This is a genomic window from Buttiauxella sp. JUb87, assembly GCF_004361975.1.
GTDB classification, from domain to species: Bacteria; Pseudomonadota; Gammaproteobacteria; order Enterobacterales; family Enterobacteriaceae; genus Buttiauxella; species Buttiauxella ferragutiae.
This window is the reverse complement of the sequence record NZ_SNVY01000012.1, coordinates 19,630-43,492: the sequence shown is the minus strand read 5'-3', so window position 1 is coordinate 43,492 and position 23,863 is coordinate 19,630. Positions and strand designations below refer to the sequence as shown.

Here is a 23,863-nt window from a genome sequence, read left to right as displayed (position 1 = left end):
GCTAAATTCCCCGGGGTGCCCCGGTGAAAACCTTTTAATAAGAATAAAATTGTTTCGAAAGCGTTGATTGCTGCAACTCAGGTGATAATGGCAAGTTGAGCGTAATACCTTCAGGCATGATTGGCTGCATAAACCATTTGTTATAAATAGTAATGAATTCAGTGCTCAACATCAGGCGCTTCATCGCGTGATTAATCAACTCCGCAAATTGGGGGTTACCTTTCTGCATCGGCATTCCGATGGGCAGGCGCGGGCTTAGCAAGTCATCTGATAGGGTAAACGCCTCGGGATTGGCTGAAAGCGCTATTTGCCCAAGTAATAAAACCTCACTGGAGATAATTGCTGGCGTTCTGCCGCTTTCAAGTTCAGAGAAGGCTTTAACATTGTCGGTATCAAGGTCAATGTTAAGGGATAGCTGATACAAAGCATTAGCATCCTGGATGTGCCTGACGAACACGGTGCCACTTTTTACCATCACCGTATGCCCATTAAGTTCGGTAATGCCCGAAATATCATCTTCCTTACGCGAGACAAAACGAGTTGCCGAAAAGAAATAGGGTTCGGAAAACGTCACGGTTTGTTGGCGCTCGGCGGTGTAGATCGTGGGAATACATCCCATATCGATCGTTTTATTTTTGATGGTTAAAAATTGAGTAGCAGTGGTGACTGGAACCCAATTAATCTTCAACAATGGCAGATGAAGTTCCTGCCTGATCATGTCGACCAGTTTATAGCAGATATCAATGGAGTATCCGTGTGGTTTGTTATCTGCAACATAGGAGAAGGGGAAAACATCTGTTTCATAGCTCAGCGTAATCGCGCTGGTTTTCTCGATACTTGAAACAAGCTCATCTGCTCTGCTGGCAGAAGATGCCAGCAGGCTGAAGCTAAGCGTCAGTATCAGAGCCAGTGAGGATAATGAATAATTTAAATGAGAGACTCGATTCTTCATGGCTTTTCTATTTTCTCTTGCCCCGACTCTGTCGTCACTCGGGCATTGCCTGGCGCCGGGTCAAAATAGTTTCCCGCTACAGTCATTGCTTCGTGGTTCATGGTCATGCCGTTAGCGTAGAAATGAAAGCAGTTGCGGCCGAAGTTTTTGGAGGTGTAAAGCGCGAGATCGGCATGCGCAAATAAATCCTCGCGGGTTTGGCCGTGCTGCGGTGCGCAAGAAATCCCGATACTGCTACTGATGGCAAAAGTATGCCCACTGCAGTTAAAGGGAGCGTTAAGTGCATGTAACACTTTATTGGCTAACGCCTCGGCTTCTGAGATCTGGTTGCAATTAACCTGCTGAAGAATGGCAAATTCGTCCCCACCTAAGCGGATAGCCGTATCTCCACTGCTGACCAGGGTGGACAATCTTGTCGCTGATTCGACGAGCAACTCGTCTCCCACGACATGGCCGTAGGTGTCATTAACAGGTTTAAAATTATCCAAATCGATTAACAGGAGATTAAAAAGGGTGCCTTCGGTTTTCACTTTGACCAGTCGTCCGTCGATGGAATTTCGATAGGCAACTCTATTAGGTAGTAAGGTCAGATAATCATGGTGCGCCATGTATTCCATTTTTAGTGCCATCTCCTGCATGCGTTGCAAATAGCCGCGCTCAACCATAGCGACCCGCAACTTTTCAATCGCCCTGGCGAGCTCACCTATTTCATCCTCCTGAGACTGGAACGGTGTAACCTGATCGGTTTTTTCATCGGCTATCGATGATACTGCCTGGATAAGACGGGGAACGGGGCGAAAAAGATTACGCACCAGCCAATTAACCACAACAACTGTCGCGCCGAGGATTAGAACCAGTATCAGTAAAGTGTGATTCAATAATTGATTATGGATCTCCAACAGTGCGTCACGTTCACCGATACTGGTGACCACAGCACCGAGTAACTTGCCTGACAAATTAACAATTGGAATCGAGCCGACGAAATACTCTTTGCAGCCGACAGTGGCAAATCCACGGTAATATTCCTTGAGTGCAAAGCCTGGGCCTTTATTATCATCAGTTATCGTGACTTGTTGTTGCGTTTGGGTATCAATAAAGCCGTGTTTATCATCGTAATACAATAACCACGTTGGATTATGAGTTTGCGTTGAAACCAGAGTCAGCATATCGGCTGGATTGAAACCTGTCTGGATTACGCTTTCGTCATCCCATAGCGGTCTTTCTGATTCAATGCTGACAACCTGTCCTTCGCTATTGGATTTAACAGCAACGGAAGTGTAGATATTACGAATAATATAGCTGGTAATTTGCGAATTAGTCGCAGCCTGCTTAAACCACTGTGTTTGAGAAATGCGCTTCACTTCAAAAAATCCAGCACCAGAACCAACGCTATAGGCAATCAAGACCCCAAGCATCAGGTAAATGGCTACCTTCCCGGTAATCGAATGATACCAGTGGTACTCCCCGTGGTTGTTGGGCACCTTCCTTGCCGGCGGCACAACTTCATGACGAATGAGCTCTTTATCAACCATTGTTCTGTACGTGCTCTTATTAAGTGATTAAAGAAGACTCTGGAGGAAAGTTATAAGTTGATAATTTTAATGTTCTTTATATATCTGACTCTAAAATTACGGCTCTGGTAATGTTAGAAAAAAGTACTTACGCGTTACACTTATGAAATAAATGGTTTGGATAACAGGTAATGTTTACATGAGAGGGACGGGATTATAAATCTGGCTATTTACTGCGTCAACGATAAATATTATTGTGGTCGATGTCCAAAAATATACACTTTATTCCTCATCAAAATAAATAATTACTGTATAAAAATGGACAGTGGATAAGTTTCATTATTAGTGATAATGGATATATTCAGACGATAAAAAAAGCCCACGCAATAGCGTGGACTTTTAATTGTTTCATCTTCCAGCCCTGAGCATAAAAATGCTGTGGGCTGAAAGGGAATTAGACGTTGAACAAGAAGTTCATTACATCGCCATCTTTAACGATGTAGTCTTTGCCTTCAGCACGCATTTTGCCAGCTTCTTTCGCGCCTTGCTCACCTTTGTAGGTGATGAAGTCTTCGAAGGCAATAGTCTGAGCACGGATAAAGCCTTTTTCGAAGTCAGTGTGGATTTTACCCGCAGCTTGTGGAGCTGTAGCGCCAACTGGGATAGTCCATGCACGTACTTCTTTCACGCCAGCGGTGAAGTAAGTTTGCAGGTTTAATAACTCATAGCCCGCGCGGATAACGCGGTTCAGGCCAGGTTCTTCCAGGCCCATTTCTGCCATGAACTCGTCACGGTCAGCATCGTCAAGTTCAGCAATATCAGACTCAACGGCGGCACAGACAGCAACAACTACAGAACCTTCAGCAGCGGCGATTTCGCGCACTTTGTCGAGGTATGGGTTGTTTTCGTAACCGTCTTCATTGACGTTCGCGATATACATCGTTGGTTTCAGCGTCAGGAAGCTCAGGTATTTGATAGCCGCTTTGTCTTCTTCGGTCAGAGGAAGCGCACGCAACATACCCGCGTTCTCAAGCTGTGGCAGACATTTTTCCAGCGCAGCCAGTTCAGCTTTTGCGTCTTTATCGCCGCCTTTTGCTTTCTTCTGCACGCGGTGGATGGCACGTTCGCAAGTATCCAGATCTGAAAGCGCCAGCTCAGTGTTAATGACTTCGATGTCATCGGCTGGATCAACTTTGTTATTCACGTGAATGATGTTGTCGTTTTCAAAACAACGCACTACGTGGCCGATGGCTTCGGTTTCGCGAATGTTGGTCAGGAACTGGTTACCCAGGCCTTCACCTTTGGATGCGCCTTTCACCAGACCGGCGATATCAACGAACTCCATGGTAGTTGGCAGAATGCGCTGTGGTTTTACGATTTCGGCCAGTTTATCCAGACGTGGGTCCGGCATTGGTACCACACCAGTGTTCGGCTCAATGGTACAGAACGGGAAGTTTGCAGCTTCGATTCCCGCTTTGGTGAGCGCGTTGAACAGGGTTGATTTACCAACGTTCGGCAAGCCGACGATACCGCATTTGAATCCCATGGTTTAATTCACCTTAATTACTTGATATTCAATGAGTTGATGTTGTCTCATTGATAAAATGATCATAACTTTCCACATTATACACCCAAACGGCATATAACGGGCGCAGAAATCCTTGCTGAAAGCCGCGAGAACGTTTATTGCGCTTTAAAGGCGTGCAGGCGATTGGTGGCTTTGGTTAAACCTTCCTTCAGCCATACCTCAGTGCAACGTGCCGCTTCGTCTACTGCATCATCAATCAGCTTCTGTTCGCTAAGGGGAGGTTTGCCCAGCACAAAGCCGACAACTTTGTTTTTATCACCAGGATGGCCGATTCCGACGCGTAAGCGGTGAAAGTTAGGGTTATTGCCCAGTTTGCTGATGATGTCTTTCAGGCCATTGTGGCCACCGTGGCCGCCGCCGAGTTTGAATTTTGCAACACCTGGCGGTAGATCTAACTCATCGTGCGCAACAAGAATTTCATCAGGCGCGATGCGGAAAAATGTCGCCATCGCCCCAACAGCTTTACCACTGAGGTTCATAAACGTGGTTGGCACCAACAGGCGAACATCTTCACCGGCAAGGTTTATGCGCGCTGTGTAACCGAAGAATTTGCTTTCTTCTTTGAGCGACTGATTATGGCGCTGTGCAAGCAGATCCACATACCAGGCTCCTGCGTTATGGCGGGTTGCAGCATATTCCGCACCTGGATTTGCCAGGCCAACAATTAATTTAATGCTCACGTTTAATATCCTGAAAACAGACAAGAGCCGCGTAGTTTACTGTGCCCAGGACTCGATGACAAAGAAGCAATGCAATCCCTATTCAAGTGTTGAATAGTTCATCATCTAAACAATTAGAATTTCATGCTATTCAGCGAGTTATTTGTAAATATATGTAGGCTTTCATTCGTAATTGTGATCGCCCACGCACATAATTCGAAGCGGTGTTGTCTATACTTTACACACAAGGAATGGGGATTTCCCCCGCCGACCCAGGTACACCCGGAGGTGATATATGAAACGCAAAAACGCTTCATTACTCGGCAACATTTTCATGGGCTTGGGGCTTGTCGTCATGGTGGGTGGTGTTGGTTACTCAATTTTAAACCAACTCCCTCAATTCAATTTCCCGCAATATTTCGCCCACGGTGCTGTGTTAAGCATTTTTGTTGGTGCGGTGCTTTGGCTGGCTGGTGCGCGTGTCGGTGGGCACGAACAAGTCGGTGACCGTTACTGGTGGGTGCGCCACTTTGATAAACGTTGCCGCCGCGATGACAGCCATAAACATAGTTAACTAAATTTAGAAAATGAAAACGGTTCTGTCGCAGAACCGTTTTTTTTTGGCAAAAACTTTACTCAGCCAATGCAGCCTGAATATCCGGGAAGAAAGCAAGGCGACCCGCAATGGGCTTAACACCCGCACGAGCCAGCGTTTTAAGCGGCTGAAACTCCAGGTTAGTTACCCGCAATTCGCAACCTTCCGGCAGTTTTTCCACAAAACGTTGAAACGCATCCAGTCCACCGGCATCCAGTACCGGAACGGCATCCCATTGCAAAATAATCAGATGGTTTTGCTCAACGCGCTGGGCGAGATCATTAAATAATCCCTCGGCGGCGGCGAAGAATAGCGGCCCGGTGACGCGTAATGCCAGCACACCTTCTGGTGTAGGAATGTTTACCGGTGCCAGACGGGTCATGCGGGCAATGCGACGCATAAACAGTAAAGAGGCCAGCACAATCCCCACGCTAATCGCGATAACCATATCGAACAGCACCGTTAACGACATGCAGATAAGCATGACGATGATGTCGTCTTTCGGCGCACGGCGCAGCAGGCTGACCACTTTATGCGCTTCACTCATATTCCACGCCACCATTAGCAGCAGGGCGGCCATTGCGGAAAGCGGCAACCAGGAAAGCAGCGGGGCCAGCACCAATAACGCCATAATCACCAGCAATGCGTGAATCACGGCAGCCATCGGTGATGTTGCGCCAGCGCGCACGTTGGCGGCTGACCGGGCAATGGCGGCGGTGGCAGTAATCCCACCAAAGAATGGCGCAATGATATTGCCCATCCCCTGGCCGATAAGTTCGCTGTTGGCGTTATGTTTGGTGCCCGTCATACCATCTAACACCACGGCGCACAGCAGCGATTCAATTGCGCCGAGCATCGCCATCGAAAAGGCTGCCGGGAGCAGGGCACTTAAAGAATCCCAGCTCAGCGTGAAGTTTGAGTTGGGAATATTCCACGGCAGTATCAGTTGTGGCAACAGTTGTGGAATGCCATTGCCCTGGGTGCCGTCAGCCAATACATAGTGGAAGCGTGAACCGATAGTTGCCACATCGAAGCCTGCTGCATGTACCGCTGCCATGGTGGCACAGCCTGCCAGCAGTGCCGGTAAGTGGCCGGGTAAACGAATGCCAAAACGCGGCCAGAGAATCAACACGCCGAGTGTCACGATGCCAATTGCCGCATCGCCGAGATTAATTGTTGGCATCGCCATCGCCAGCGCCGCCACTTTATTCAGGTAGTGTTCCGGCACGTGTTCCAGCGTCAGGCCAAAGAAATCTTTTACCTGCATAGTGGCGATGGTAATCCCAATCCCGGAGGTAAAACCGAGTGTTACGGAAAGCGGGATGTATTCAATCAGGCGGCCAAACCGCGCCAAACCAAACAAAATAAGAAACACGCCGGACATCAATGTGGCGATGAGTAAACCCGCAAGGCCGAACTGTTGCGCCACCGGATAGAGGATCACCACAAACGCCGCTGTTGGGCCGGAAACACTGAAACGTGAACCGCCGCTTAGGGCAATCACAATCCCGGCAATCGCTGAAGTATACAGGCCATACTGCGGGGCGACACCGCTGCCAATCGCTAACGCCATCGCCAGGGGAATAGCAATAATCCCTACGGTAATACCAGCAATAACATCGCGGCTAAAACGAGAAACCGTGTATTTCTCTCGCCAACAAGCGTCTACCAGAGCGCGGAAAGGTAATATAGAAGAAGATACGTTTTTCACTTTGATTCCATCCGTGAGCGCATCATCTGTCATTTATGAGGGATATGGCAGGTGAAGGAGGCATTGGTTTAATAAATACATACTACAAAAGAAAAAACCCGCCGCAGCGGGTTTTTTTAAACGAGTTCGATTAGTGCTCGAACATCGCAGAGATTGATTCTTCATTGCTGATACGGCGAATAGCTTCAGCCAACATGCCAGACAGAGTCAGGGTGCGGACGTTAGGCAGTGCTTTGATTTCATCAGACAGTGGGATGGTGTCACATACGATAACTTCGTCGATCACGGAGTTACGCAGGTTGTGAACCGCATTGCCGGAGAAAATCGGGTGAGTTGCGTAAGCAAACACACGTTTAGCACCACGCTCTTTCAGTGCTTCAGCTGCTTTGCACAGAGTGCCGCCGGTATCGATCATATCGTCAACCAGTACACAATCACGGCCAGATACATCACCGATGATATGCATAACCTGGGAAACGTTAGCGCGAGGACGACGTTTGTCGATGATAGCCATGTCGGTATCGTTAAGCAGTTTTGCGATAGCACGAGCACGCACAACGCCACCGATATCTGGAGAAACCACGATTGGGTTTTCCAGGCCGATTTGCAGCATATCTTCTAGCAGGATTGGGCTACCGAAAACGTTATCTACAGGAACATCGAAGAAGCCCTGAATCTGTTCTGCGTGCAAGTCCACGGTGAGAACACGGTCAACCCCAACACTTGAGAGGAAGTCAGCAACCACTTTCGCGGTGATTGGCACACGGGCGGAACGCACACGGCGATCCTGACGAGCATAACCAAAGTAAGGGATAACAGCGGTGATACGACCTGCAGAAGCACGGCGCAGGGCGTCGACCATAACAACCAATTCCATAAGGTTGTCATTAGTTGGTGCACAGGTGGACTGGATGATGAAAATATCACCACCGCGTACATTTTCGTTGATTTGTACGCTTACTTCTCCGTCGCTAAAACGACCGACGGCGGCGTCACCAAGGGAGGTGTACAGGCGGTTGGCAATACGTTGTGCTAGTTCCGGGGTGGCGTTACCAGCAAAAAGCTTCATATCAGGCACGAGAAAAACCTCAGGCATGCGTCCAGTGGCGGATGGAACTACCGCAGCTTATGCGGGCGGGGTAGCGCCATCCAGGCGGTGTATAAAGAGCTTGATGCAACGTCTGAAACAAGGTGACGTTGTCACCAATACTCAGCTTGCCCGGATATGGCCTGATGCAGCGGGGAGACATTAACGCCTCGCGCAACAAACCCATGCAGCCATTCCGGGGCTTGCTTAAGCACCTGGCGGGCAGCGTTCTCGGTGTCAAATTCAGCAAACACACAAGCGCCGGTGCCGGTCAGGCGCGACGGCGCGTATTCTAACAGCCAGGAAAGCAGCTCATCAACCTTACGAAAACGTTTTCTTGCGATAACCTCACAATCATTACCAAATTCACAGTTTAATAACGTGTCAATTGATCTGATCGGGGTATTTCGTGGTAGCTCTGGATCTTTGAAAATGACAGGCGTGGGAATGCTGACGCCAGGATGTGCAACCAGGTACCACTTTTCCGGTGGAGAGACGGGGGTGAGCTTCTCACCAACACCTTCGGCAAAAGCGGCAAATCCACGCACGAATACGGGGACGTCGGCGCCGAGAGTGATACCCAACGCCGCCAGTTGATCTTCAGTCAGGCCGGTGTTCCACACATGGTTTAGCGCCACCAACACTGTTGCTGCATTTGATGACCCGCCACCTAAACCGCCGCCCATTGGCAATCGTTTTTCAACGCTGATTTCTGCCCCAGCACCCTGCGGCAACGTGCCCATCAGCAGGGCGGTGTCTTGCAATAATCGAGCCGCGCGGACAATTAAATTCTCTTCATCCGGCACCCCTTCAATCGGAGTAGCTAAGCGAATTTGACCATCATTTGTCGGCTCAATGCTGAGGGTGTCGCCATAATCAAGGAACTGAAATAAAGTTTGTAAATTATGGTATCCGTCTTCACGACGACCGGTGATATACAAAAATAAATTCAGTTTTGCTGGGGATGGCCAACGTTTTCTCATTATTTGACTGTCCAGTTATCCATTTTGAGTTTGATACGCTGTGAGCCTTCGCGCAGTTCCATATTTGACGGCAGAGCAGGCTGCACACTGTCGTCATAATCGCTATACACCACTTTCCAGGTTTTGCCGTCCTGGGTGTAGTTGATTTCACTCAGGCGATATTGAGCATCAATTTTATAGTCAGTGGCCTCACCCGGCAGGCCGAGGATCCATTGACGCAGGCTATTGAGCGGAATAGGCATTCCCGTCAATTTACCCACCATCTCTTCTGCATTATCGGCGACGTACTTTTTGCCATTGCGGTCAGTCAGTTGCACGACACCAGGCTGCGCATTGAGCTCAAGCTCGGTGCTGCCTAACGGGTTAGTCAATAATAAGCGATAGCGATCCGGCGAGGTTTGTTGCCAGTTATAGCGTGCATAAACTTTTTGACTATCGGAGAGATAAGCAAAAGCACCACGTGTTTGATATTGGGTGATTTTTTGTACTTGTTGCTGGTGTTGTAACCACTGAGGAGAGTCAGGACTTTTGCCTGGACCGCTTGGTTTTGGCGTGACACAAGCAGTCAAAATAAGGCTTGCCAGTGGCGCAAGGCGCAGCAGACGGGCTTTCGTCATAGACATAGAGGCAACGGTTCCTTCTCATTAATTTTAGTTGTTAACTGTTTATGCTAGCGGCGCATAGTCAGGTCGTCTATGGTCATGTTGTCTTAAATCATTAATTGTAGTGATACCCCACAAGGAGTGGCTCCCTTTTATTGACTGCACGCATCCTGTATGATGCGCCGAGTTAATCCTTATCAACATCGGTATTACTCAGACCGCTCAATGACCCTTTTAGCGCTTGGCATCAACCATAAAACAGCTCCAGTCTCGTTGCGAGAACGTGTTACGTTTTCGCCGGACACGCTCGACCAGGCATTGAACAGCCTGCTCGAACAGCCGATGGTGCAAGGTGGGGTGGTGTTGTCGACGTGTAACCGGACTGAGCTGTATCTGAGCGTCGAAGAACAGGAAGACCTGCACGAGCAGCTCGTGCGCTGGCTATGTAATTACCACAACCTCAACGAAGAGGAAGTGCGTAAAAGCCTGTACTGGCATCACGACAACGACGCAGTCACCCATTTAATGCGTGTCGCAAGTGGTCTTGATTCGCTGGTTCTCGGCGAGCCACAAATCCTCGGGCAGGTTAAAAAGGCCTTTGCCGACTCACAAAAAGGGCATTCGCTTTCCAGCGAACTGGAGCGCATGTTCCAGAAGTCCTTCTCCGTTGCCAAGCGTGTTCGCACCGAAACCGAAATCGGCGCGAGTGCCGTATCCGTTGCGTTCGCGGCCTGCACCCTGGCACGACAAATTTTCGAATCCTTATCGACTGTCACCGTGTTGCTGGTTGGTGCGGGTGAAACCATTGAACTGGCGGCGCGTCATTTACGTGAACACAACGTTCAGAAGATGATTATTGCCAACCGCACGCGTGAACGCGCTCAGGTGCTGGCTGATGAAGTCGGTGCCGAGGTAATAAGCCTGAGTGACATTGATTCTCGCTTGCAGGAAGCTGACATTATTATTAGTTCCACCGCCAGCCCACTGCCAATCATTGGTAAAGGCATGGTCGAACGCGCGTTAAAAGCTCGCCGCAACCAGCCGTTACTGTTAGTCGACATCGCCGTCCCGCGCGATGTTGAGCCGGAAGTAGGCAAACTGGCGAACGCCTATCTGTATAGCGTTGACGACCTTCAGGCGATAATTCAAAGCAACCTCGCGCAGCGCAAGGCTGCCGCCGTTGAAGCTGAAACGATTGTCGCACAGGAAAGTGGTGAGTTCATGGCCTGGTTGCGTGCCCAAAGCGCAACGGAAACTATCCGTGAATACCGCACACAAGCAGAACAGGTTCGTGATGACCTGGCTGCTAAGGCTATCGCCGCGCTCCAGCAGGGTGCCGATGCCGAAACAGTCCTTCAGGATTTGGCATGGAAATTAACCAACCGCCTGATCCACGCTCCAACCAAATCGCTCACGCAGGCTGCCCGTGACGGGGATGACGAACGCCTGCAGATTCTGCGCAACAGCCTCGGGCTGGATTAGCAAATAAACTCTTATTACAAGGTGAAACACCGCCCATGAAGTCTTCTATCGTTGCCAAACTAGAAGCTCTGCAAGAGCGCCATGAAGAAGTTCAGGCACTGCTTGGGGATGCTGCCACAATTGCCGACCAGGATCGTTTCCGTGCTTTGTCACGTGAATATGCCCAGTTAAGTGACGTTTCCAGTTGCTTCCTGAAATGGCGTCAAGTGCAGGAAGATATTGAAACCGCACAAAGCATGCTCGATGACCCGGAAATGCGCGAAATGGCGCAAGAAGAATTAAACCAGGCGAAAAGCGACAGCGAAGAATTAGAACAACAACTGCAAGTCTTGCTGCTGCCAAAAGATCCTGATGACGAACGCAACGCTTTTGTGGAAGTTCGTGCCGGGACCGGCGGTGATGAAGCGGCTATTTTTGCCGGTGATCTGTTCCGTATGTACAGCCGTTACGCAGAAGCACGTCGCTGGAAAGTTGAAATACTGAGCGCCAACGACGGTGAACATGGTGGCTTTAAAGAAGTAATCGCCAAAATCAGTGGTGAAGGTGTTTACGGCCGTTTGAAGTTTGAGTCCGGCGGTCATCGCGTGCAGCGTGTTCCGGCAACTGAATCTCAGGGGCGTATCCATACTTCCGCTTGTACCGTCGCGGTGATGCCAGAAATTCCTGAAGCGGAATTGCCAGATATCAACCCAGGTGATTTGCGTATCGACACCTTCCGTTCCTCGGGCGCGGGCGGTCAGCACGTTAACACCACCGACTCTGCAATTCGTATTACCCACTTACCGACCGGGATCGTAGTGGAATGCCAGGACGAACGTTCCCAGCATAAAAACAAAGCCAAAGCGCTTTCGGTATTGGGTTCGCGTATTCGTGCCGCTGAAATAGCAAAACGCCAACAGGAAGAAGCTTCAACGCGCCGCAATTTGCTGGGCAGTGGCGATCGTTCAGACCGCAACCGTACTTATAACTTCCCGCAAGGCCGTGTAACCGACCATCGCATCAACGTGACGTTATACCGTCTGGATGAAGTGATGGAAGGGAAACTCGACGCATTGATCGAACCTATTGTGCAGGAGTTCCAGGCAGACCAGTTAGCGGCGCTGTCTGAGCAGGATTAATGGATTTTAAACACTGGTTACAACAGGCAATTGCCCAGCTTCAGGAAAGTGAAAGTCCGCGTCGCGACGCGGAAATCCTGCTGGGTTTTGTCACCGGTAAAGCACGAACCTTCATCCTCGCTTTTGGTGAAACCGAGCTGGCAGCCGAGCAACAGCAACAACTTGCTGTTTTGCTGGCAAGACGTGTGAAGGGCGAGCCTATCGCGCATTTGGTTGGCGAGCGTGAGTTTTGGTCGCTGCCTTTGCGCGTATCGCCGGTGACGCTTATTCCGCGCCCTGATACCGAATGCCTTGTCGAACAAGCCCTCGCCAGAATGCCTGCCACCGCGTGTTCCGTGCTGGACTTAGGCACCGGTACCGGGGCGATTGCGTTGGCGATTGCCAGCGAGCGCCCGGATTGTGACGTTGTCGCACTGGACTTGATACCTGATGCGGTTGAACTTGCGCGCGATAATGCGAGTCGCCTTGGAATAACCAACGTTGAGGTCTTGCAAAGCAACTGGTTTAGTGCGCTCAATACGCAGCGTTTTGCCGTGATTGTCAGTAATCCACCCTATATTGATGAGGAAGATCCGCACCTTTTACAGGGTGATGTTCGCTTTGAACCTCGCAGTGCGCTGGTGGCTGATAACCACGGTTTGGCCGATTTACGCACGCTGGTGGAAACATCGCGCAACTTCCTTGAATCGGGCGGTTGGTTATTGCTCGAACACGGTTGGCAACAGGCAGCACAAGTTCGTGAACTGTTTAGCGACGCCGGATATACCGAGATACAAAGCTGTCAGGATTACGGTGGCAATGACCGTCTGACAACAGGACGCTTTTTCTAAAGATAAGGAACTGAGCAAAATGGCAACTTACTTCGCGCTCAAGCATTTTCATATTCTGACGGTTATCATTTCCGTGAGTTTGTTCGTTTTACGCTACTGGTGGCAATACCGCGATTCAGCCATGTCGAACAAGCGCTGGGTGCGCATTGTGCCGCATGTGAATGATACGCTATTGCTGGTCAGCGGTGCTGCACTGGTGATGATTACGCATTTCTATCCCTTCACGCCGCAAGGTGCATGGCTGACTGAGAAGCTATTTGGCGTTATTATCTATATCGTTTTAGGGTTTATCGTGCTGGGCAAACGCCCGCGCAGTCAGCAGATCCGGCTATTTGCCTTTTTGCTGGCGCTGGTGGTGCTTTACATCATCATTAAACTCGCCACTACCAAAATACCATTACTGGGGTAAGTCATGAGGTCGTTAGCCGATTTCGAATTCAATCAGGCGCCGTTGTGCGAGGGCATGATTTTAGTCTCGCAGTTGATCCGTGATGATTTCCCGGCAGAAGAAGTGCGTGCACAACTGGAAAGCCTGGCAAGCCTGGCGCGGGAAGAGATCTGCGAAGGTCAGCACCAGGATGTGCAACTCGAAAAATTAGTCGAGCTGTTTTATGGCAGTTGGGGTTTTAAAGACTCCAGCGGCGTTTACCGTTTATCCGATGCATTGTGGCTTGATAAAGTGCTGACAAAACGCCAGGGAAGTGCGGTGTCTTTGGGGGCGATTCTGTTATGGATTGCCGAGCGCCTTGATATCCCGTTAAATCCTGTAATTTTCCCCACGCAGCTAATTTTGCGTGGCGACTGGATGGACGGCGAAATGTGGCTGATCAACCCATTTAACGGCGATACGCTCAACGAACATACGCTGGAAGTGTGGTTGAAAGGTAATGTCGGGCCAACAGCTGAACTGTTCGATGAAGATTTAGATGAAGCTGATAACGCGGAAGTGGTGCGTAAATTACTCGACACCCTTAAATCTGCGCTGATGGAAGAACGTCAAATGGAACTGGCACTGCGTACCAGTGAAACGTTGCTCCAGTTTAATCCGGAAGACCCGTATGAAATTCGCGATCGTGGCTTAATTTATGCGCAGCTTGATTGCGAACACGTGGCTCTTACCGATCTCAGCTATTTTGTCGAGCAGTGCCCGGAAGACCCGATTAGCGAGATGATCAAAGCGCAAATTAATTCGATTTCGCAAAAACAGGTCACTTTGCACTGATGCTAAATTTTTAAATGTTTCCCAACAAGGCGAGATAAAGATGGAACAAAAAGTGGTTAAGATTGGTGACATCAACGTCGCAAACGACCTGCCGTTTGTGCTGTTTGGCGGCATGAACGTACTGGAATCACGCGACCTTGCAATGCGTATTTGTGAGCATTACGTCACCGTGACCCAGAAACTGGGCATTCCATACGTGTTCAAAGCGTCCTTCGATAAAGCCAACCGTTCATCCATCAACTCTTATCGTGGCCCAGGCCTCGAAGAAGGGATGAAGATTTTCCAGGAACTGAAGCAAACCTTCGGCGTGAAAATCATCACTGACGTTCATGAAGCAAGCCAGGCACAACCTGTTGCCGATGTAGTTGATGTGATTCAGCTGCCTGCGTTCCTCGCCCGCCAGACCGATCTGGTAGAAGCGATGGCGAAAACCGGTGCGGTGATCAACGTCAAGAAGCCTCAGTTCGTCAGCCCTGGTCAAATGGGTAACATCGTTGATAAATTCCACGAAGGCGGTAACGACCAGATTATCCTGTGTGACCGTGGCGCGAACTTCGGTTACGACAACCTGGTTGTCGACATGCTCGGTTTTAGCGTAATGAAGCAGGTTTCTAACGGTTCACCGGTTATTTTCGACGTGACACATGCTCTGCAATGCCGCGACCCGTTTGGTTCAGCGTCGGGCGGCCGTCGTGCGCAGGTGACTGAACTGGCTCGTGCCGGTATGGCGACTGGCCTTGCAGGTCTGTTTATCGAAGCGCACCCGGACCCAGATAACGCACGTTGTGATGGCCCATCTGCATTGCCGCTGGCGAAGCTCGAGCCATTCCTCAAGCAAATCAAAGCGATTGACGATCTGGTGAAGAATTTCGAACCACTGGATACCAGCAAGTAAGTCAGGACTAATGGCGGATGACGTTGCACTTATCCGCCCTACAAAAATCAGACTTTTTGACGTGGTAGGGTGGATAAGCGCGAGCGTCATCCACCAAAATAAAAAGCTCTTATCTCACGATAAGAGCTTTTTTTATGACGCAAATTCGTCAGGCAAAAATGGTCATCAAATAAGCGGCAAACAGCGCAAGGTGTGCGGTGCCGTTGAGCACATTGGTGCGCCCGGTTGAAAACGAAATCTGGCATAACACTAATGAAGTTAGCATCACGACTAACTCAGGCATCCCTAAACCAAACGTCAAGTCGTTGCCCGTCAACATCGCAATCAGCGTCACCGCAGGGACTGTCAGTGAAATCGTCGCCAGTACCGAGCCAAAGAACAGATTCATGGCTCGCTGAACCTGGTTACTCAATACGGCTTTCAACGCCCCCAGGCCTTCAGGCGAGAGAATCAATAATGCCACCAGGAAGCCAGTAAATTGCGCAGGTGCATTCAGTGTCGTTAGCAGTGACTCCAGCGGGCCGGCATTCATTTTAGTGACTGCAATTACCGCTACCAGATGCACGATTAACCAAATGGAATGCCAGGTGCTGCTATGCGCAGATGGCTTACCATGATGCGGGTCGTCGTCGTCAGACTCATCTTCATGCTCGTAAACGAACAGGCTTTGGTGCGTACGGGTCTGAATTAACAAGAACACGCCATACATCGCCGCTGAAATCGCGGCCGCCATTAACGCCTGGCCGGTGCTAAAGTTGCCTGCTGGCAGCGCGGTCGGTAACACCAGGACGATGACAGCCAGCGGAAACAGCGCGATTAAATACTGTTTGATGCCGAACAAATTCATATATTGCGTGGCGAATTTACGGCCACCCAACAGCAATGAGAAACCCACCAGCCCGCCAGTCACAATCATGATGATGGAATAGAGCGTGTCACGCATCAGTGTCGGCGCAGCATCACCGGTTGCCATTAATGCGGAAATCAGGCTGACTTCAAGAATAACTACAGAAAGACTCAGAATCAGGGAACCGTAAGGTTCACCTAAACGGTGCGCCAAAACGTCTGCATGGCGTACCACGCTAAAGGCGCTACTTAAAATACCCACCAGCGCCAGAATGTTGATACCCACTACCGCCGACATTGACTGGCTTCCTCCCCATAAAACCAGTACCACCAGCGCTAATACCGGGAAAATGAGGGAACTCTCCTTATGACGGGTTTTCACCGCCTCATGTTGTGTTTTCGTCAAAATACTTCTCCATATCCAGAGGTGCTAAGCCATTTCTTCATTATAGTCAGACATTAAAACCCCATTAAAATAGCAAACAATGTTGGATTTCTGCGGAAATTTACTCAGTTTTACCGCTTTCATAGCTATAGTATTACTGATGAATGAAAATCAATGTTTGGTGATTTTAGTCAATACAAAACAAGTGGATATACATTCATGTAAAGCAATTAACTGGAAGGTAGTGATGATAAATGACATAAGAAAACCTTATCCAACACTTAATCTATTGATATTGCTATCCAAACGCTGCCACACCTTTCAGTATGGCAAGTTAATATGACATTTTTGCTGTTTTGTGATCCTTGTCAAACTTGCCAGAGTCCCGCAGATTGCATATGTTTTCTTATAGACTGTTACTAATAGTAAGCAGTTTTAAAAAGCCCGGAAGGCGCATCTGACGTGACAAGGAAGTATGCAGTGGCGGAGGTGTATCGTGTTAACGCGTGATTTCTTAATGAAAGCGGATTGTAAGACAGCTTTTGGTTCCATTGAGGAATCGTTGTTGTGGACCCCTGAACAGCGTCTGGCTTCTCTTGCTGCAACGCTGGCTTGTCGTCCCGATAACAGTCCTGTATGGATTTTTGGCTATGGTTCCCTGATGTGGAACCCGGCATTCGAATATGAAGAGTCAGCCGCAGGCACGCTTGTTGGCTGGCATCGTGCATTTTGTTTACGTTTAACCGCCGGGCGCGGCACCGCTTGCCAACCGGGACGCATGCTGGCGCTAAAAGAGGGCGGGCGCACCACCGGTCTTGCGTACCGTCTGCCTGAAGCGATGCTTGAAGACGAACTGACGCTGGTCTGGAAGCGAGAAATGATCACCGGCTGTTACTTACCCACCTGGTGCAAACTGGAACTGGATGATGGCCGCGTGGTGAATGCTCTGGTGTTTATCATGGACCCGCGCCATCCACTCTACGAAGCTGATACCCGTGCTGAAATCATTGCCCCACTGATTGCCGCCGCCAGCGGCCCATTGGGCACAAATGCGCAATATCTGTTTTCGCTGGAACAAGAACTGATGAAGCGCGGGATGCAAGATGATTGTCTGGATGAGTTGGTGAATAAAGTCAGAGCATGGCTCCAACCGAAAGATGACGAAGGGCTACAGCCTGGATTTGCCTGAAAGATCATTCCGGCCTTCTGCTGAGGGCCGGAATAAATTGGCTATCAGAAGGTTAATACTTTATCGGCGCTCAGCGTCCACTCCGCCAATTCCACTAGCGTGCCAATCTCTACGCCATCTACCAATGGCAGAGCCGTGATACCACGCCCGTCGGTGCAGGTTTTGCATAATTTCACTGGTACATTCTGCGCCGTTAAAATCTCCAGCATTTGCTGGATGTTATAGCCCTCAGCCGGTTTTTGGCCGCGCAAACCGGCGGTGACCGCATCAGACATTAAAAACAATTTCACTTGCGGCTGTGGCTGCTGGTCGCATAGCGCAATCGCCAGACGCAGGCTGTTGAACAGAGATTCGCTGCCATAAGCAGCCCCGTTGGCAATCATCACAATCTTCTGCATATTTCCTCCTTCCTGGGTGAACGCAAATCATACCTTATAAAACCCAGAGTAATCTGTGTTTACCAGTTTGGGCGTGAATTGCAGGGTTGAGATGTTATAATTTCCAGATGTTTAGAAAAGCCGTTCCATTTTTTACCCTGTCTTATGCACTCCTCAGCGCTGGAGGGGCTGCCAGTACCCGGCAGACCTTTATCGAACAAGCCGAAAATCCTTTTGACCAAACTACCGAACAGTTACCGGACTTAGGCATGGCGCCGGAAAGCGATGCCACGGCGCGGGAAATCGCCGCCATGGCGAAGAAATTCGGTGAAGCGAGCATGGTGGATGATGGGCTGGATGCGGGCGATCAGGCGCGGATGTTCGCTTTTGCCCGGTTGCGCGATGTGTTAACCAGCAAAGTGACCAACGAAGCGGAATCGCTGTTATCGCCGTGGGGTAAAGCCAGTATCAATTTGCGGGTGGATGAACACGGTAACTGGAATGGCAGCAACGCCTCGCTGTTTAGCCCGTGGGAAGATAACAGCCGTTATTTGACCTGGAGCCAGGTGGGGTTTACCCAGCGCGATGATGGCACCATCGGCAACCTTGGGGCCGGGCAACGTTGGGTTGCCGGTGACTGGCTATTGGGCTACAACGCGTTTTACGACAATCAGCTTTCCACCCATTCGCAGCGCGCAGGGTTTGGTGCCGAAGCGTGGGGCGAATATTTACGTCTTTCGACAAATTTCTATCAACCGCTAAAAAACTGGCAAGAAGGCGAAAGTGAAACGATGGAGCAGCGCCTGGCACGGGGTTACGACGTGACCGCACAGGCCTGGTTACCGTTTTACCGGCACATCAATACTAGCCTGAGCTTTGAGAAGTATTTTGGTAACAGCGTTGACCTGTTTGATAGCGGCACCGGTTATCGCAACCCGGTGGCGGTGACGATGGGGCTGAATTATACCCCCATCCCGTTATTGACGCTGACCGCCCAGCATAAGCAGGGGGAAAGTGGTGTCTCGCAGGATAACCTTGGCCTGAAAGTGAATTATCGTTTTGGTGTGCCGGTGAGTAAGCAGATTTCTGCGGCTGAGGTCGCCACCACCAGTTCGCTGCGCGGTAGCCGCTACGACAACGTGGAACGTAATTCGCTGCCGGTGATGGAATATCGTCAACGTAAAACGCTGGCGGTCTTTTTGGCGACACCCCCCTGGGAATTACAGCCTGGTGAGACTGTGGCACTGAAGCTGCAAATCCGCGCCAGTCATGGTATCCGCAGCGTAATCTGGCAGGGTGACACCCAGGCGCTGAGTTTGACGCCACCTGCAGATAATCGTGACACCAGCGGCTGGAGCATGATTATGCCAGCATGGAGCGAGCAAGGGCCCAATGAGTTCCGTCTTTCGGTAGTTATCGAGGATGATAAAGGCCAGAAAGTGACCTCTAACTGGATTACGCTGCAGCTGGCGGAGCCGTTGATTGTCAACCCGGTTGGTGACCCCAGATATGAGTTGTTGCCCGAATAGTAGGTTATGTCGGATGACGGGATTTTGTAGGGTGGATAAGCGCAGCGTCATCCACCATTCTTTTCCATCATTCAAACCATCAGAAAATACGATCCTGATGCACCCAGACCGCCGCTTCAACGCGGGATTTAAGCTTCATCTTCTTCAACAAATGCTTAACGTGAACCTTCACCGTACTTTCGGTGATGTCCAGACGGCGTGCGATCATCTTGTTCGGCAAGCCCTGGGCGATAAGTTTGAGAATGTCGCGCTCGCGCGGCGTAAGCAGATTCACATCACGGTCAGAGGTGGCGCGGTTGGCGCGCAAACTGGCAGCCAGCACTGGCGTTAACGCTTCACTCAGTACCATTTCACCGGCGGCGGCTTGTTGCAAGGCTTTCAGCAAATCTTCCGGTTCCATGTCTTTCAACAAATAACCATCTGCGCCTCTTTTCAGCGCCGTCACCACATCTTCTTCATGGTTCGACACGCTAAACACCACGATGCGGCCAGAAAGCGGCTTTTCACGCAGGCAGTCCAGCGTTTCCAGACCGTTCATACCCGGCATATTCAAATCCAGCAGAATCAGATCCGGGTCGAGTTCCTCCGCCAGTAGCACGCCTTGCGCACCATTGCCCGCTTCACCCACGACGGCTAACTCCGGCGCCATACTGATCAATTGTTTAACACCAGTACGCAGCATCGGATGATCGTCGATGAGCAAAATGGTTGAGGCTTCAGGGTGACTCATGATTGGCTCCTGTGGCTATTTCGGGGATAAAACTGACGACGATCTGGGTACCGCCATTTGGGCGCGCCAGTACCTGGCAGTCACCTTTCAGACTCTGCGCGCGGTCACGCATAATGATCAGTCCGTAATGATTGCGCCGCTCGCCGTTGTCGGGGATACCACGACCGTTATCCCATATGGTTAAGGTCATTTGATTCTCGCGATGTATCACGCTTACCCCACACGCGGTGGCGCGGGCGTGTTTGAGGCAGTTATTCAACGCTTCACGGGTGATTTGCACCAGATGAATCGCCTGATGTGAGGGCACCAGACGCGGCGGTACTTGATAATCAAGAACCACCGGGAAACCCAGTTTTTCACTAAACTCGCGGCAACTCTCTTCAAGTGCCGGACGCAGTCCAGGCTCGATTAACTGCAGGCGGAAAGTGGTCAGCAGTTCGCGCAACTGTCGCCATGAAGTATTCAGTTCGCTGCGCATCTGGCTGAGTAAGGTCTGCATCTCAGGCGGCAGCGTGGCCCCCTGCATTTGCAAACAGCTGACCTGCATCTTCAGGCAGGATAGCGATTGGGCGATGGAGTCGTGCAGTTCACGGGCAATGGCGGAACGCTCTTCCATCACCACCAGTTGCTGTTGGCGTTCATATTGCCTTTCCAGCGCGAGAGTGGCCGTCAGTTGTTCCATCAGGGTCAGCACTAATTGCTGCTGGTCGTGCGTCAGACTGCAGCCGATCGGTAATTGCGCCAGCACCAGGCCATATTGAATGTGGTTGTCGGTTAATCGCCACTTTTGCGGCGTGGATTCGCAAGGCTGCGGTGCCGGTTCGCGTGGGCAAAGATTGCAGCCGCTGGCTTCGCAACTGCTGTCTGGCTGGTAGGTGTATTCTTCGTAATTCTCTTCATCTTCATACTCATACACCCGCAATTCGAGATTCCGCAGCGGCGTCAAATGCTGTAGTTCGCTGAGTACCGGAGACAGGCGCTGGCACAGCGGAGCCTGCGAGTGCAGGCGGCGATTAGCCTGATAGAGAAACGATAACATCTGATTCTTTTGCTCAAGCCCGGCGGTTTTCTCGCGCACGCGCTGCTCAAGGCTGGCGTAACTTTCTGCCAGTTCCGCCGACATACTGTTTAAGGCGATGCCCAGCGTTGCCATCTCATTTCGCCCGCGCACCTGCACGCGATGGGTGAAGTCACGCTGGCCAATCGCCTGAGCCATAGTCAATAATTTTTGCCACGGGCGTAGCAGGCGTTTGCGTAACCAGATGACGGTGAAAATGATCAGCAAACCCATTAATGCGGCCATGCCCATTTGTAGCTGAATAATTCGCTGCAGGCGCAGTTCGGTGGTGTGATCAAAGGTGGTGACCAGTTGGTCTATGCGCCCGACGAAACCCGCGACATGCGGTTTGACCTGGTCGGCATTCTGGGCACGACGCAGTGCGGGTTCTAGCACCTCGCGCCAGTAATGTTGCAGTGCAGCTAATTTGTCTTGTTGCCCATCCTGCTGTGCGGCTTGTGCTAAATCGTTGCTCCAGGTGGTTTTTTCCATCTCGTCGAGCAGGGCGCTGTCCTGTTCGGTGAGCGGAATGGCGGCCAGCAGACGATAGCTCTGCATGCGCATCGACCCGGCTTTGTTGATAGCGTGCGCGTTGCCCTGAATACCTTGTGCCAGCCAACCCGCCAGGCTCATTCCCGCAACACCGAGCAACGCCAACAACAGCACTATCAATGCCAGTTGGTTAAACAAGGTGAGAGGGGACAGCAGGCGTTTTAGCATCGAAAGGTGAACTCCGGAGTCAGGATAGAGAGTGCGGGTATTCTCAGACATCCCCTGGAGTATACCCATACCCCTTAAGGATTACCCACTAATTGCCAGGGGTGGCATAGCGAGATAGCGGGTGACTGACACCTGCTTTCAGCCATGTGAAAAACCACACTATTTTCATTTTCAGTGCTTACCCATAAAGAATGACGGTGAGTTTTTGAACGTTGTTTAGATGGTTTATCCCTTGATTCACATCAATTTCTATTCCTGATTAGCCCCTAATGTGGCGGCAATTACTCTCACTTTTTTTGAGGTGTTTATGTCCCAGTCTCCCGATAGTAGCCAAAAAACGGGATCGCTTATTACCGAGTGGCGACCAGAAGAACCGGCGTTTTGGCAAAGCAGGGGTCACGGCATTGCCAGCCGCAATTTATGGATTTCCGTACCTTGTTTGTTGTTAGCATTCTGCGTGTGGATGCTGTTTAGTGCGGTGGCGGTAAACCTGAATAAGGTGGGTTTCAACTTCACTACTGACCAGCTGTTTATGCTGACCGCGCTGCCGTCAGTTTCCGGGGCTTTGTTGCGCGTGCCTTACTCCTTTATGGTGCCGGTATTCGGTGGCCGCCGCTGGACGGCGTTCAGTACCGGGATTTTGATCATTCCTTGCGTGTGGTTAGGTTTTGCGGTGCAAAACCCAGCAACGCCATTTAGCGTGTTCATCATCATCGCGCTGCTTTGCGGTTTTGCGGGGGCAAACTTTGCTTCCAGCATGGCGAATATCAGTTTCTTCTTCCCGAAAGCAAAACAGGGTGGTGCACTGGGTATTAACGGCGGTCTGGGGAACCTGGGCGTGAGCGTGATGCAGCTTGTTGCGCCGCTGGTGATTTCGCTGTCGATGTTTGCAGTATTCGGTGGAACTGGCGTTGAGCAAGCGGATGGCACCATGCTGTTCCTCGAAAACGCCGCCTGGGTGTGGGTGCCATTGCTGGCGATTTTCACTCTCGCCGCGTGGTTTGGTATGCACGACCTCGCCACCTCGAAAGCCTCGTTGAAAGAACAGTTGCCGGTGCTTAAACGCGCGCACTTGTGGATCATGGGCGTGCTCTATCTGGCGACTTTCGGTTCGTTTATCGGTTTTTCTGCCGGTTTTGCGATGCTGGCAAAAACCCAGTTCCCGGATGTCAACATTCTGCACTTCGCCTTCTTTGGCCCGCTGTTCGGTGCGCTGGCGCGTTCTGCGGGTGGCGCAATTTCCGACCGTTTTGGTGGCACCAAAGTGTCGCTGATTAACTTTGTATTTATGGCGATTTTCAGTGCGTTGCTGTTTACCACGCTGCCACACAATGGTGTCGGCGGTAACTTTATCGCCTTCTTCGGGGTATTCCTGATGTTGTTCCTGACGGCGGGTTTGGGGAGTGGTTCCACCTTCCAGATGATCTCCGTTATCTTCCGTAAGTTGACCATGGATCGTGTGAAAGCGCAGGGCGGCACTGAAGAAAGAGCGCTGCGCGAAGCGGCAACCGATACGGCGGCGGCACTGGGCTTTATCTCGGCGATTGGTGCTGTTGGCGGCTTCTTTATCCCGAAAGCATTTGGTACATCCCTTGCTCTAACCGGTTCTCCGGCGGGGGCAATGAAAGTTTTCCTGGTGTTCTACATTGTTTGTGTGGTGATTACCTGGGCCGTTTATGGCCGCAAATCATCGCGTAAATAGTCCATTTTTAACCATTTGGTTATCCCTTGCGCGGCTTCGGTCGCGCTTTTTTTTGCCTGAAATACCCCCCTGATCCTGCCTTATTCTGAGAGA

At 50.7% G+C, this 23,863-nt stretch carries 22 protein-coding genes; 10 read left to right on the top strand and 12 right to left on the bottom strand.

Going from position 1 to position 23,863, the window contains the following annotated elements:
* Positions 1-34: 34 nt before the first annotated feature.
* From EC843_RS22520 to pth, 4 genes are all read right to left on the bottom strand, one after another.
* The gene (locus tag EC843_RS22520) at positions 35-952 is read right to left on the bottom strand and encodes an amino acid ABC transporter substrate-binding protein (protein ID WP_133523080.1); all 918 of its coding nucleotides are present in this window, start codon (positions 950-952) and stop codon (positions 35-37) included.
* A complete protein-coding gene (locus EC843_RS22515) occupies positions 949-2,484 on the bottom strand; it encodes a diguanylate cyclase (protein WP_133523079.1) in 1,536 nt (511 codons plus the stop codon). The genes EC843_RS22520 and EC843_RS22515 overlap by 4 nt, the downstream gene beginning before the upstream one ends.
* A gap of 433 nt (positions 2,485-2,917) precedes the next feature.
* On the bottom strand, positions 2,918-4,009 hold the full coding sequence (gene ychF / locus EC843_RS22510) for a redox-regulated ATPase YchF (protein WP_064547413.1): 1,092 nt from the start codon (positions 4,007-4,009) through the stop codon (positions 2,918-2,920).
* A gap of 137 nt (positions 4,010-4,146) precedes the next feature.
* Entirely contained in the window at positions 4,147-4,731 is a 585-nt protein-coding gene (gene pth / locus EC843_RS22505; protein ID WP_064547411.1) for an aminoacyl-tRNA hydrolase, read from the bottom strand.
* A gap of 274 nt (positions 4,732-5,005) precedes the next feature.
* On the opposite strand from pth, the gene ychH reads away from it, so the two are divergent.
* Complete coding sequence (ychH, locus tag EC843_RS22500; protein ID WP_064547408.1) at positions 5,006-5,284, top strand: stress-induced protein YchH; 279 nt, start codon at positions 5,006-5,008, stop codon at positions 5,282-5,284.
* Between the two features lie 58 nt (positions 5,285-5,342).
* Here ychH and dauA read toward each other — a convergent pair whose 3' ends face one another.
* The 4 genes from dauA to lolB form a co-directional block, all read right to left on the bottom strand.
* Positions 5,343-7,016: a C4-dicarboxylic acid transporter DauA gene (gene dauA / locus EC843_RS22495; RefSeq protein ID WP_243739178.1), complete on the bottom strand. Its 1,674-nt coding sequence runs from the start codon at positions 7,014-7,016 to the stop codon at positions 5,343-5,345.
* A gap of 130 nt (positions 7,017-7,146) precedes the next feature.
* Positions 7,147-8,094, bottom strand: a complete 948-nt coding sequence (gene prs, locus EC843_RS22490; RefSeq protein ID WP_008454180.1) for a ribose-phosphate diphosphokinase — start codon at positions 8,092-8,094, stop codon at positions 7,147-7,149.
* A 122-nt stretch (positions 8,095-8,216) separates the two neighbouring features.
* Entirely contained in the window at positions 8,217-9,086 is an 870-nt protein-coding gene (gene ispE, locus EC843_RS22485) for a 4-(cytidine 5'-diphospho)-2-C-methyl-D-erythritol kinase (protein WP_064547404.1), read from the bottom strand.
* Positions 9,086-9,709, bottom strand: coding sequence for a lipoprotein insertase outer membrane protein LolB (gene lolB, locus EC843_RS22480; RefSeq protein ID WP_064547402.1), 624 nt, complete (start codon positions 9,707-9,709; stop codon positions 9,086-9,088). The genes ispE and lolB overlap by 1 nt, the downstream gene beginning before the upstream one ends.
* Positions 9,710-9,913: 204 nt before the next feature.
* Here lolB and hemA point away from each other — a divergent pair, with 204 nt between their 5' ends.
* The 6 genes from hemA to kdsA are packed head-to-tail and all read left to right on the top strand — an operon-like array spanning position 9,914 to position 15,235.
* Entirely contained in the window at positions 9,914-11,170 is a 1,257-nt protein-coding gene (hemA, locus tag EC843_RS22475) for a glutamyl-tRNA reductase (RefSeq protein ID WP_064547617.1), read from the top strand.
* A gap of 35 nt (positions 11,171-11,205) precedes the next feature.
* Entirely contained in the window at positions 11,206-12,288 is a 1,083-nt protein-coding gene (gene prfA / locus EC843_RS22470) for a peptide chain release factor 1 (protein WP_064547400.1), read from the top strand.
* Positions 12,288-13,118 (top strand): peptide chain release factor N(5)-glutamine methyltransferase, encoded by an 831-nt coding sequence (gene prmC, locus EC843_RS22465; protein WP_121815549.1) that lies wholly within the window; start codon positions 12,288-12,290, stop codon positions 13,116-13,118. The genes prfA and prmC overlap by 1 nt, the downstream gene beginning before the upstream one ends.
* A gap of 19 nt (positions 13,119-13,137) precedes the next feature.
* Positions 13,138-13,527 (top strand): invasion regulator SirB2, encoded by a 390-nt coding sequence (gene sirB2, locus EC843_RS22460; protein ID WP_064547396.1) that lies wholly within the window; start codon positions 13,138-13,140, stop codon positions 13,525-13,527.
* Positions 13,528-13,530: 3 nt separating this feature from the next.
* A complete protein-coding gene (gene sirB1, locus EC843_RS22455) occupies positions 13,531-14,340 on the top strand; it encodes an invasion regulator SirB1 (protein ID WP_064547394.1) in 810 nt (269 codons plus the stop codon).
* Between the two features lie 40 nt (positions 14,341-14,380).
* Positions 14,381-15,235, top strand: a complete 855-nt coding sequence (gene kdsA / locus EC843_RS22450; protein WP_064547392.1) for a 3-deoxy-8-phosphooctulonate synthase — start codon at positions 14,381-14,383, stop codon at positions 15,233-15,235.
* 148 nt (positions 15,236-15,383) lie between these two features.
* On the opposite strand, the gene chaA is transcribed toward kdsA, so the two are convergent.
* Positions 15,384-16,487: a sodium-potassium/proton antiporter ChaA gene (gene chaA / locus EC843_RS22445; RefSeq protein ID WP_064547379.1), complete on the bottom strand. Its 1,104-nt coding sequence runs from the start codon at positions 16,485-16,487 to the stop codon at positions 15,384-15,386.
* A 475-nt stretch (positions 16,488-16,962) separates the two neighbouring features.
* Between chaA and EC843_RS22440 the strand changes: the two genes are divergently transcribed.
* Positions 16,963-17,655, top strand: coding sequence for a gamma-glutamylcyclotransferase (locus EC843_RS22440; RefSeq protein WP_133523077.1), 693 nt, complete (start codon positions 16,963-16,965; stop codon positions 17,653-17,655).
* Positions 17,656-17,699: 44 nt separating this feature from the next.
* On the opposite strand, the gene EC843_RS22435 is transcribed toward EC843_RS22440, so the two are convergent.
* The gene (locus tag EC843_RS22435; protein ID WP_121815551.1) at positions 17,700-18,053 is read right to left on the bottom strand and encodes a DsrE/DsrF/TusD sulfur relay family protein; all 354 of its coding nucleotides are present in this window, start codon (positions 18,051-18,053) and stop codon (positions 17,700-17,702) included.
* Positions 18,054-18,160: 107 nt separating this feature from the next.
* On the opposite strand from EC843_RS22435, the gene EC843_RS22430 reads away from it, so the two are divergent.
* Positions 18,161-19,561, top strand: a complete 1,401-nt coding sequence (locus EC843_RS22430) for a YchO/YchP family invasin (RefSeq protein WP_121815552.1) — start codon at positions 18,161-18,163, stop codon at positions 19,559-19,561.
* Between the two features lie 79 nt (positions 19,562-19,640).
* Here the strand turns inward: EC843_RS22430 and narL are convergent, their stop codons facing one another.
* Positions 19,641-20,291, bottom strand: a complete 651-nt coding sequence (gene narL, locus EC843_RS22425) for a two-component system response regulator NarL (protein WP_064547361.1) — start codon at positions 20,289-20,291, stop codon at positions 19,641-19,643.
* Entirely contained in the window at positions 20,278-22,068 is a 1,791-nt protein-coding gene (narX, locus tag EC843_RS22420) for a nitrate/nitrite two-component system sensor histidine kinase NarX (protein WP_133523110.1), read from the bottom strand. Before narX ends, narL begins: the two co-directional genes overlap by 14 nt.
* A 307-nt stretch (positions 22,069-22,375) precedes the next feature.
* On the opposite strand from narX, the gene narU reads away from it, so the two are divergent.
* The gene (gene narU, locus EC843_RS22415; RefSeq protein WP_064547357.1) at positions 22,376-23,770 is read left to right on the top strand and encodes a nitrate/nitrite transporter NarU; all 1,395 of its coding nucleotides are present in this window, start codon (positions 22,376-22,378) and stop codon (positions 23,768-23,770) included.
* Positions 23,771-23,863: the final 93 nt, after the last annotated feature.

Coding starts and splice junctions, on each gene's coding strand:
- EC843_RS22520 (WP_133523080.1), bottom strand. CDS start 952: ATGAAGAATCGAGTCTCTCATTTAAATTATTCATTATCCTCACTGGCT.
- EC843_RS22515 (WP_133523079.1), bottom strand. CDS start 2,484: ATGGTTGATAAAGAGCTCATTCGTCATGAAGTTGTGCCGCCGGCAAGG.
- ychF (WP_064547413.1), bottom strand. CDS start 4,009: ATGGGATTCAAATGCGGTATCGTCGGCTTGCCGAACGTTGGTAAATCA.
- ychH (WP_064547408.1), top strand. CDS start 5,006: ATGAAACGCAAAAACGCTTCATTACTCGGCAACATTTTCATGGGCTTG.
- ispE (WP_064547404.1), bottom strand. CDS start 9,086: ATGAGAAAACGTTGGCCATCCCCAGCAAAACTGAATTTATTTTTGTAT.
- lolB (WP_064547402.1), bottom strand. CDS start 9,709: ATGTCTATGACGAAAGCCCGTCTGCTGCGCCTTGCGCCACTGGCAAGC.
- hemA (WP_064547617.1), top strand. CDS start 9,914: ATGACCCTTTTAGCGCTTGGCATCAACCATAAAACAGCTCCAGTCTCG.
- prfA (WP_064547400.1), top strand. CDS start 11,206: ATGAAGTCTTCTATCGTTGCCAAACTAGAAGCTCTGCAAGAGCGCCAT.
- prmC (WP_121815549.1), top strand. CDS start 12,288: ATGGATTTTAAACACTGGTTACAACAGGCAATTGCCCAGCTTCAGGAA.
- sirB2 (WP_064547396.1), top strand. CDS start 13,138: ATGGCAACTTACTTCGCGCTCAAGCATTTTCATATTCTGACGGTTATC.
- sirB1 (WP_064547394.1), top strand. CDS start 13,531: ATGAGGTCGTTAGCCGATTTCGAATTCAATCAGGCGCCGTTGTGCGAG.
- kdsA (WP_064547392.1), top strand. CDS start 14,381: ATGGAACAAAAAGTGGTTAAGATTGGTGACATCAACGTCGCAAACGAC.
- EC843_RS22435 (WP_121815551.1), bottom strand. CDS start 18,053: ATGCAGAAGATTGTGATGATTGCCAACGGGGCTGCTTATGGCAGCGAA.
- EC843_RS22430 (WP_121815552.1), top strand. CDS start 18,161: ATGTTTAGAAAAGCCGTTCCATTTTTTACCCTGTCTTATGCACTCCTC.
- narL (WP_064547361.1), bottom strand. CDS start 20,291: ATGAGTCACCCTGAAGCCTCAACCATTTTGCTCATCGACGATCATCCG.
- narX (WP_133523110.1), bottom strand. CDS start 22,068: ATGCTAAAACGCCTGCTGTCCCCTCTCACCTTGTTTAACCAACTGGCA.
- narU (WP_064547357.1), top strand. CDS start 22,376: ATGTCCCAGTCTCCCGATAGTAGCCAAAAAACGGGATCGCTTATTACC.